Here is an 8,328-nt window from a genome sequence, read left to right as displayed (position 1 = left end):
AGTTGCGGCGCGGTGTCGATGAGCCGCCGGCGGGCGGCCGGGTCGAGCAGCTGCCACCAGGCGCTACCAACGGCCCGCGGCGGCGGCGCGGAGCAGGAGGCCGGACGCGGCCACCAGCGCCAGCGCGATCGCTCCGCCCAGCAGGACGGGCGAGGGGACCGCCGGATCCGGCGAGCCGATCACCGTGACGTCCCACCCGGATCCGGCCACCGCCGCGCGGGCCGCGTTCCCGTCGCCGTCCACGGCGAGCCACCAGTCGGTGGCGGGCAACGGCGGCCGTGCCGCGGCCAGGTTCCAGGCCTGCAAGGTCTGCCAGTCCATGAGGACGGCGGCGGAGCCGGGAGCGACGCCGGGCATGCGCTCGACGACACCGGCGAGCTCGACCTGGAGCGGTCGCCGTCCGAGCGAGATGGAGCCGGTCCGGCCCGTGGCGAGCTTCGCCGAGGCGGCCAGCTCGGGGGTGAGCACGATCGGCACCGGCCGGTCAGGGGCGGCGTTCAGCGGTACGGGCCGCACGACGGAGGCACCGTCCTTCACCTTCAGCGAGAAGCCGCCGTCTCCCGTCCCTTCCGACCATCGCTGATCCGCGGGAAGGGCCAGTTCCCCGCCGTCGGCGCGCAGCGCGGTCACGGTGATCACGTGCGCGGAGTCGTCGGTGGCGTCGCCCAGGAAACCGCGGACGGCAAGCGGGTAGGCGATCTTCCCGTCCCGGCCGGCCAGGCCGGCGAGGTCCACGTCCACCTTCCCGGAGCCTTCGCGCGGCGGTGCGACCGGCAGGTCGTGCCAGACGCCGAGGGCGTCGGAGACCACCACGCGCAGCCGCACGGAGCCGTCGGACCGCTCGGCCTCGACGGTCAGCGTGCGCGGCCGACCGGGCAGCGGCAGGGCGCCGAGCTGGGGACGGCCGGCGACCATCGCGGCCGCCAGCTGCGCCACCGTCCGGTCCGACAGATCGGGCCGCAGCCGGAAGACCTCGCCGAGGCGGTTCGCGTCGACGCCCAGGAGGGTGCTGTAGCGGAGGTCGACGTCGACGCGATCGCGGTGCCCGGGCACCGCGGCGGTGACACCGGGCAGCGCGGTGAAGGCGGTGCCACGGCCGAGGACGCCCGGCTCGCCTCCCGCCGGCGGGCCGGTCAGCCGCACGTCGGCACCGGCCTGGTGACGGGCCTGGTCCGCCTGCGAGGAGCGCCAGGTCGTGGCGCCGCCGATCGCGAGAACGGCGACCGCGGCGGCGATCCCCGCGGAGAGCGCCCGCATCCCCGGCCTCGGTGCCTCGGCGACCAGGCACACGACCGCGACCAGCGCCATCGAGATCGCCACCAGGAGTGTTCCCGACAGGTCCGGCAGCCGTAATCCCGCGGCCCGCCACCACGGCGTGGCCTCAGCCAGGGACAGCAGCAGGCGGACCACGAAGGGGGCCAGGAACGCGCAGCCCATGACCACCGCCGCCATGCCCAGGGGCCGGCCGGTCCGCCTGGGCCCGGGCGTGAGGAGCAGCGCCAGGGCCAGGAGCGCCGCCAGACCCAGGACTGTCCAGCGGGCCGCCTGCGCGGCGGCGTCGATCCGGGCCAGTGTGCCGGGGAGAGCGCCGGCGGGCGTGCAGTCGGGGCAGCCGTTCGCCTTGAGTCGTTCCCGCAGGTCCGGCAGCCGGGCGGCGGCCGTACGCAGCCGCTCGACCGGCAGGCCGCGCAGGTCGGGCACGACGGTCCAGGTGGCGTCGACCGTTTCGGCGAAGCGGTCGAGGAAGGTGGCCTGATCCACCATGAGCGGGCCGTAGGTGGTGTATCCCTCCCTCTCGACGCCACGGCCGAGCATCGGGTCGCCGGCCCAGCGCGGCCCGAAGGGGTCGTCGGGCACGAACACCCCGGTGATCTTGACCTTTACCGGCTCGGCGTCGATACGGCCGATCGTGGTGAACACCTGTCCGGCCGTGAAGCCGGTGAACGAGGCGGCGGCCAGGGAGATCGCCGCCTCGACCGGCTCGGTGCGCGACCGGGGCCAGGAGCCGCTGACCAGTCTCGCGTGCTGCTGGAATCCGTCGAGACTGCCGAACCTGAGCCGCTCCGGCCGCCGGTACCTCAGCTTCTCCTGGCCCGGCATCGTGTAGCCGTCCGAGCGGAGCAAGGTGGTCACCTCGGTGGGCGCGCCACCGAACGCCAGAGCCGTCTGTGTCCGCACGACCTGGTTGAACGTGCCGAAGTTCCCGGCGTCGACCACCCCGGCGACCGTGACGCCGACCTCCTGAGGGGAAGCCCGCTCCACGGCATGGCGCACCGCCACGTCACCGAGACCCGCGGCACAGATGCCGAGCCCGGCGAACACGATGGCGACCAGCAGGCTCACCACGCCCAGTCTCAGCGCCGACGGCGTGCCTCCGCCGCCTTCCGCCACTCTCATGATCAGCCCTTCGGTCGCCGGATTTCCCGGTGATCACCTTGGCAGCTGATCGGCGGCGGTGGCCACTCCTCAGGCGGTGAATTCCCGTTCGACCTCGGCGATCACCGGGCGGCTGTTCCACAGCAGCGCCGCGGCGAACGCCGAGGCCAGCAGGGCGGGCGCCAGCTCGGTGGCGACCATCGTGATGCCGCCCGCCACGATCAGCAGCGACGCGTTGCCGAGGGCGGCCTTCGGGTGGCGCATGAGGAAGTACGACGCCAGCCGCGCCACGTCCACCGCCCGGAACGCGAACAGCGACGTGATCACCAGCGCGTTGGCGGCCCACAGCAGCGCCGCCAGCGCGACGAGCACGAGCAGCACCGCCCACCACCCCGGGACGCCGGCGACGGCGAAGTTCGCCAGGTTCGTCCCGACGACGGCCAGCGCGACGAGCCACGGCACCCAGACCTTCAGCACGCCGCGCACGTTGGCCCTGTAACCGCGCCAGAACGCCGCCGCCGGACGCAGGTCCGTCAGGTCCCGGCTGCGGTGGCGCAGCGCGTAGAGGGCGGCCGACAGCGCGGGGCCGAGCGGCAGCGCGCAGGCCGCCACCAGCGGCACGTTGGCGGCGTCGCCGCCGAGCAGGGTCAGCGCGATCAGGCCGGGCGCGGTCGCGACGAGGAACAGGCCCTCGACCACCAGCAGGCTGTAGATCAGCGTGGCGGCGCGCGAGAGCGGGCCCTCGCCGAACCTCCGGCCCGCCGACACCTCGCTCATCGGCTCTCCTCTCCCAGGCCGAGCAGCCGCCTGTCGTCCCACCACGGCGGCGTCCGGTCCACCACCGGTGTGAGCTCGACCAGCGTAACCTCGTGGCGGTCGAGCCGGAGATCCAGGTCCACGCGACCGTCCGCGACGGGCAGGCTCCGGTGGGAGCGCACGGGCTCGGCCGCCTCCCGCAGCACGTCGAGCTCCCTGGGCCGCGGCGAGCGCGGGCGGCCCAGCTCGCGCCACGCCGCCCACGCGTTGCCCTTCTCCTCGCTCACCGACGAGCGCAGCTCGAACGCCGAGGCGGCGTCCCCGATGGGGATCGACAGCCGTACGGTGTGCCCGTCCACTGGGCTCGCGCCGGTCACGTCCGCCGGGGCCCAGGCCAGCACGGTGACCCGGCCGTCGCCGTCCCGGGTGACCAGGTGGTCCTGCCCGCGCGCCAGGACCTGGTCACCCATCCGGGCCATGAACGCGTACAGGTGGTAGGTGGGCTTCTTGATCTGCCGGTGGGTCAGCAGGCCGAAGCCGCCGTGGAAGAGCGAGGTCGGGATCCCCTGCTCCTCGAACATGTCGCTGAAGGTCCAGTAGGAGAAGGAGTCGACCAGGTCTCCCCCGGCCGCCAGCACCGGGGCGAGGTAGGCGGCGTGGAAGGCCGTGTCGTGGACGGGGTTGTCGGGCCGGTAGGAGGAGTTGAACTCCGTGATGTGCACGGGCAGCCCCTCCAGCGGGCCGCCCGCGAGTTGCCGCCGCGGCGTGGCGAACTGCTCCAGCAGCTTCGACGCGGGCGCGAGCGTCTGGTGCACGCCGAACGGCACGTGCTGGGCCGGGCCGGAGGTGTACGCGTGCCGGCTGACGAAGTCGATGGGCAGCGAGCGCTCGGTCACGAAGTCGGCGAAGCGCACGAGGAACTCGTCGGAGCCGGGCGAGATGGCCGGGCCGCCGACCTGGAGCGAGGCGTCCACCTCCTTGACCGCGTGCGCGCTCACCTCATAGAGGCGGTGGTAGGCGTCCTGGTCGGCGTCCTGCCAGAAGTCCTTGAGGTTGGGCTCGTTCCACACCTCGATGGGCCAGGTGCGCACCTCGTCGAGCCCGTACCGGTCGACGAGGTGCGCCAGCGTGGCCCGCACCAGCTCCGCCCACTCCCGCCAGGAGCGGGGCGGCGTGACGTTGCCCTGCCACCAGAACACGGTCTGGTCGCCGGAGGCCAGCCAGGAGGGCATGAACCCCAGCTCCACGAAAGGGCGGATGCCGAGTTCGAGGTAGGCGTCGATCACCTGGTCCACGTACGTGAACGAGTGGCGCACGTGCCGCGCGCCCGCGTACTCGTACGGCTGGTGGACGCCCACGCCGTCGCCCAGCAGCCCGTGCCCCCGGATGTGCCGGAAGCCGATCTCCCGCTGGATCAGCGCCAGCGAGTCCTGGTAGTCGCGGCGCAGCGCCAGCTCGAAGCGGCCGGTGCCGACACAGAACCGCCAGGCGTCGGACAGCCGCCCCGAGACCTCCGAGGGCACCCGCATCAGCCGTGGTCCTTCTTGAAGCGCTCGTAGGCGGAGTTGACGAGGTTCATGTAGGAGGTCATGTTCTTGGCCTCCAGCTCCTTGACGTAGGCGTCCCACTCGCTCAGGTCACGCTCGCCGAGGACGAACTTGAGCGTCTGCTGGGTGACGTAGTCCTTCAGCGGCGTCTCCCACAGCGTGGCCTGCTCGCGCTCCTCGTCGTTGAACGGGTGCGGCGGCTCGACCGGCCAGCCCTTCCTGGCGTTCATCACGTCCTGGAAGGCCACCTCCTCCTCGGAGAAGGTGGAGTTCAGCAGCTTGGTGGTGCCGCCGTAGGCGAACACGCCGTTGGAGAAGCCGAAGTCCTTCTGCAGGTGCTTGGGCGCGCCGGGGTTGAGGCCGACGAAGTCGATGTCCTTGGCGAGCTTGAAGGCGCCCGAGGCGTCCTTGGTGTACGTCGTGCCCTCGACGCCCCACTTGGCGAACTCCTCGCCCTGGTCGGAGTACCAGAGCCAGTCGATGAACTGCATCATGGCGACGAAGTTCTTGTTCTCCAGCGCCTTCTTGGAGATCATGACACCGTTCTCGAGCCGGGTGTCGATCTTGTACTCGCCGACCGGGCCCAGGGGCACCGGGATCTTGGCGACCTTCGCGCCGGGGACGAGCTTGCTCAGCGTCGGGCGGTAGTCGTTGACGATCGACTGCGCGTTCGCGCTGATCACGAACGACTTGCCGGAGTTGAACTTCTGCTTGGCCTGCTCGTCCTGCTGGGTGAAGCTCTCCGGGTCGAGCAGCTTCTCCTTCACCAGCTTGTTCAGGTACTCCAGCATCTGCTTGTACTGCGGCATCGCGCCGGTGTAGACGAACTTGCCGGCCGTGGCGTCGAAGGTCGCGTGCTGGTACTGCCAGCCGCCCTTGGAGCCGTAGGCCTGGGCGACGAGCTTGAAGATGTTGCCGCCGGGCGTGGGGACACCGAACCGGTCGGTCATCGGGTAGAGGTCCGGGTACTCCTTCTTCAGCGCCTTGAGCACCTCGTACAGCTCGTCCCAGGTCTTCGGGACCTCCAGCTTGTGCTTCTCCAGGATGTCGGTCCGCACGGCCAGGGAGTAGTCGGCCCAGATCTCCTCGTGGAGCCCCGGCAGCAGGTAGATGCGGCCGTCGGCCTGGCGCAGGGTGTCCAGCTCCGGCTCCATCTTCCACTTGGCGACCTTGTCCTTGAAGTTGGGCATCAGGTCGAAGTAGTCGCTGACCGGCAGGATGGCGCCGGAGGAGACGAACGCCTCCTCTGCCGGGTGGTAGGTCTTCGGGATGATGAGCGGGGCCTGCCCGGAGCCCACCAGCAGGCCGCGCTTCTTCTCGTAGTCGCTGAGCGGCACCTCCACCGGCTTGAGCGTCACGTTGGTCCGCTTGGTCAGCTCCTGCCAGAACAGCCAGTCGCTCTTGTCCGGGTAGAACGGGTGGTTGTTGTAGAGCACGTCGAACGAGATCGGCTCGGTGGCCTTGAACTGCTGGTTGACGCCGTAGTTGGCCATCGCGCCCGCCTTGTTCGCGGACACGTCGGCGGCCTTCTTCGGAGCCGCGTCCTCGCCGCAGCCGGCGACGGCAAGAGTGAGCGCACCCAGCCCGAGGAGTGCCTGACGGCGGGAGATGTGCTGCATGGGGGGATCCTTTCGGGAGGACAGTGGTTAACCCTTGACCGCGCCGAGCATGACGCCCGAGACGAAGTACCTCTGCACGAAGGGGTAGACCGCCAGGATGGGGAGGACGGTGAGCATGATCGTCACCGACTGGATGTTGGCCGCCGCCGCCGACGCCTCGCTGAGCGACGCGCCCGCGGACTCGGCGCCGGTGGCGCCCGCGATGAGGTTGCGCAGGTAGATGGTCACGGGGAACAACTCGGTCTTGTTCAGATAGAGGAACGCCGTGAACCACGAGTTCCAGAACGAGACCGCGTAGAACAGCACCATCGTGGCGATGACCGCCTTCGACAGCGGCAGCACCACTCGCCAGAGGACGCCGTAGGTGTTCAGGCCGTCGATGGCGGCGGCCTCCTCCAGCTCCTGCGGCAGTCCCTCGAAGAACGCCTTCATGACCAGGAGGTTGAAGACGCTGATGGCGTTGGGCAGGACGATGGCCCAGATGGAGTTGGTCAGCCCGAGGCCGTTGACCAGCACGTAGTTGGGGATCAGGCCGCCGGAGAAGATCATGGTGAAGACGGCGACCCAGATCAGGAACGTGCGGCCCCTGAGGTGCTTCTTGGACAGCACGTACGCGTAGCACGTCGTCAGCAGCATGGCGATCGCCGTGGCCACGACGGTGTAGACAATCGTGTTGCCGTAGTTCGTCCAGAATGTCGGGTCCGACACCACGAGCTTGTAGGTCGTGATGTTGAACCCGCGCGGGATGAGGTTGACCTGCCCGCCGACGATGTAGCGCTCCTCGCTGAACGAGCGGGCGAGGATGTTGAGGAAGGGGTAGAGCGTCACGATCACGACGCCGCTCAGGATGACGGCGTTGACCACCTGGAAGGCGCGGTAGCCACGGGTCTTCTCGAGGGTCACCACAGGCTCGTCCCTACTGTGCGGCGGGAGATCAGGTTCGCCGAGAGGATCAGCACCACGCCGACCAGGGCCTCGAACAGGCCGATCGCGGCGGCGTAGCTGAGGTTGCTGGACTCCACGCCCATGCGGTACAGGTACGTGGAGATCACGTCCGCGGTCGGATAGGTCAGCGGGTTGTACAGCAGCAGGACCTTCTCGAAGCCCACGGCCATGAACGTGCCGATGTTGAGGATCAGCAGTGTGATAGCCGTCGGCCGGATGCCCGGCAGGGTGACGTGCCAGATCTGCCGCCACCGGCCGGCGCCGTCCATCCGGGCCGCCTCGTAGAGCTGCTCGTCGATGGTGGTCAGCGCGGCGAGGTAGAGGATGGTGCCCCAGCCGACGGTCTGCCAGACCTCCGACGAGACGAAGATCGTGCGGAACCAGTCCGGTTTCTGCAGGAACGCGGTGGGCTCCCCGCCGAAGACCTTGACGATCTGGTTCACCGGCCCGTCGATGGCCAGCATCTGCATGACGATGCCGGCCACGATGACCATCGACAGGAAGTGCGGCAGGTAGGACACCGACTGCAGGAACCGCTTCACGCGCCGGTTGCGCACCTCGTTGAGCAGCAGGGCCAGCACGATCGGCAGCGGGAAGCAGAACAGCAGGGTCAGCGCGCCGAGGATGAGCGTGTTGGCGAACACGGTCCAGAACGACGGGTCGTTCAGGAACATCTTCACGTACCGCAGGCCCACCCAGGTCTCGCCGAAGATGCTCCCGCCGGGCTCGAACTTGCGGAAGGCGATCACGTTGCCGAGCATCGGGAGGTACCGGAAGATCGCGAAGAACAGCAGCGGCAGGATCGCCAGCGAGTACAGCTGCCAGTCGCGGCGGATCGCGTGCCGCCAGGTGCCGGGTTTGGCCCGTCTGCGCCGGCCGGGCGCCGGCCCCGCCGCCCGCGCGTCTCGCGGCGGATTGTCCAACGACGTTGTGCTCATCCCGCTCCTTCCCGTGTGATACGAGCCGTGACCAGCAGGTTCCTGTCGTGCCCGAGCTCGCGCTCGGCGCCGGTCAGGCGCAGCGGCACGGCCGTCACCGTGCCCGCCACCGGGTCCGTCGCGGCGTCCCCGCTGGAGCCCGCGAAG

The 8,328-nt window shown here is 70.1% G+C and carries 6 protein-coding genes; all 6 read right to left on the bottom strand.

Going from position 1 to position 8,328, the window contains the following annotated elements; genetic code table 11:
* Nucleotides 1-63 precede the first annotated feature (63 nt).
* Nucleotides 64-2,397 carry a hypothetical protein gene (locus tag ACWDX9_RS55625; protein WP_449970816.1) on the bottom strand — a complete coding sequence of 778 codons (2,334 nt, stop codon included), beginning with the start codon at nt 2,395-2,397 and terminating at the stop codon, nt 64-66.
* 69 nt (nt 2,398-2,466) lie between these two features.
* Nucleotides 2,467-3,153 (bottom strand): hypothetical protein, encoded by a 687-nt coding sequence (locus tag ACWDX9_RS55620; RefSeq protein WP_449970815.1) that lies wholly within the window; start codon nt 3,151-3,153, stop codon nt 2,467-2,469.
* Nucleotides 3,150-4,661, bottom strand: coding sequence for a GH39 family glycosyl hydrolase (locus ACWDX9_RS55615; RefSeq protein WP_449970814.1), 1,512 nt, complete (start codon nt 4,659-4,661; stop codon nt 3,150-3,152). The genes ACWDX9_RS55620 and ACWDX9_RS55615 overlap by 4 nt, the downstream gene beginning before the upstream one ends.
* Nucleotides 4,661-6,298 (bottom strand): ABC transporter substrate-binding protein, encoded by a 1,638-nt coding sequence (locus ACWDX9_RS55610; RefSeq protein ID WP_449970811.1) that lies wholly within the window; start codon nt 6,296-6,298, stop codon nt 4,661-4,663. Before ACWDX9_RS55610 ends, ACWDX9_RS55615 begins: the two co-directional genes overlap by 1 nt.
* 27 nt (nt 6,299-6,325) lie before the next feature.
* The gene (locus tag ACWDX9_RS55605; protein ID WP_357739936.1) at nt 6,326-7,201 is read right to left on the bottom strand and encodes a carbohydrate ABC transporter permease; all 876 of its coding nucleotides are present in this window, start codon (nt 7,199-7,201) and stop codon (nt 6,326-6,328) included.
* A complete protein-coding gene (locus ACWDX9_RS55600) occupies nt 7,198-8,181 on the bottom strand; it encodes an ABC transporter permease (protein ID WP_449970802.1) in 984 nt (327 codons plus the stop codon). Before ACWDX9_RS55600 ends, ACWDX9_RS55605 begins: the two co-directional genes overlap by 4 nt.
* Nucleotides 8,182-8,328 lie beyond the last annotated feature (147 nt).

It is taken from the genome of Nonomuraea sp. NPDC003201 (assembly GCF_053590415.1).
The sequence above is the reverse complement of the archived record's forward strand: the minus strand, read 5'-3'. Positions and strand labels throughout refer to the sequence as shown.

Bases quoted from the DNA above. Each gene is read 5' to 3' on its own strand.
- ACWDX9_RS55600 (WP_449970802.1), bottom strand. From the start codon at position 8,181: ATGAGCACAACGTCGTTGGACAATCCGCCGCGAGACGCGCGGGCGGCG.
- ACWDX9_RS55625 (WP_449970816.1), bottom strand. From the start codon at position 2,397: ATGAGAGTGGCGGAAGGCGGCGGAGGCACGCCGTCGGCGCTGAGACTG.
- ACWDX9_RS55610 (WP_449970811.1), bottom strand. From the start codon at position 6,298: ATGCAGCACATCTCCCGCCGTCAGGCACTCCTCGGGCTGGGTGCGCTC.
- ACWDX9_RS55615 (WP_449970814.1), bottom strand. From the start codon at position 4,661: ATGCGGGTGCCCTCGGAGGTCTCGGGGCGGCTGTCCGACGCCTGGCGG.
- ACWDX9_RS55620 (WP_449970815.1), bottom strand. From the start codon at position 3,153: ATGAGCGAGGTGTCGGCGGGCCGGAGGTTCGGCGAGGGCCCGCTCTCG.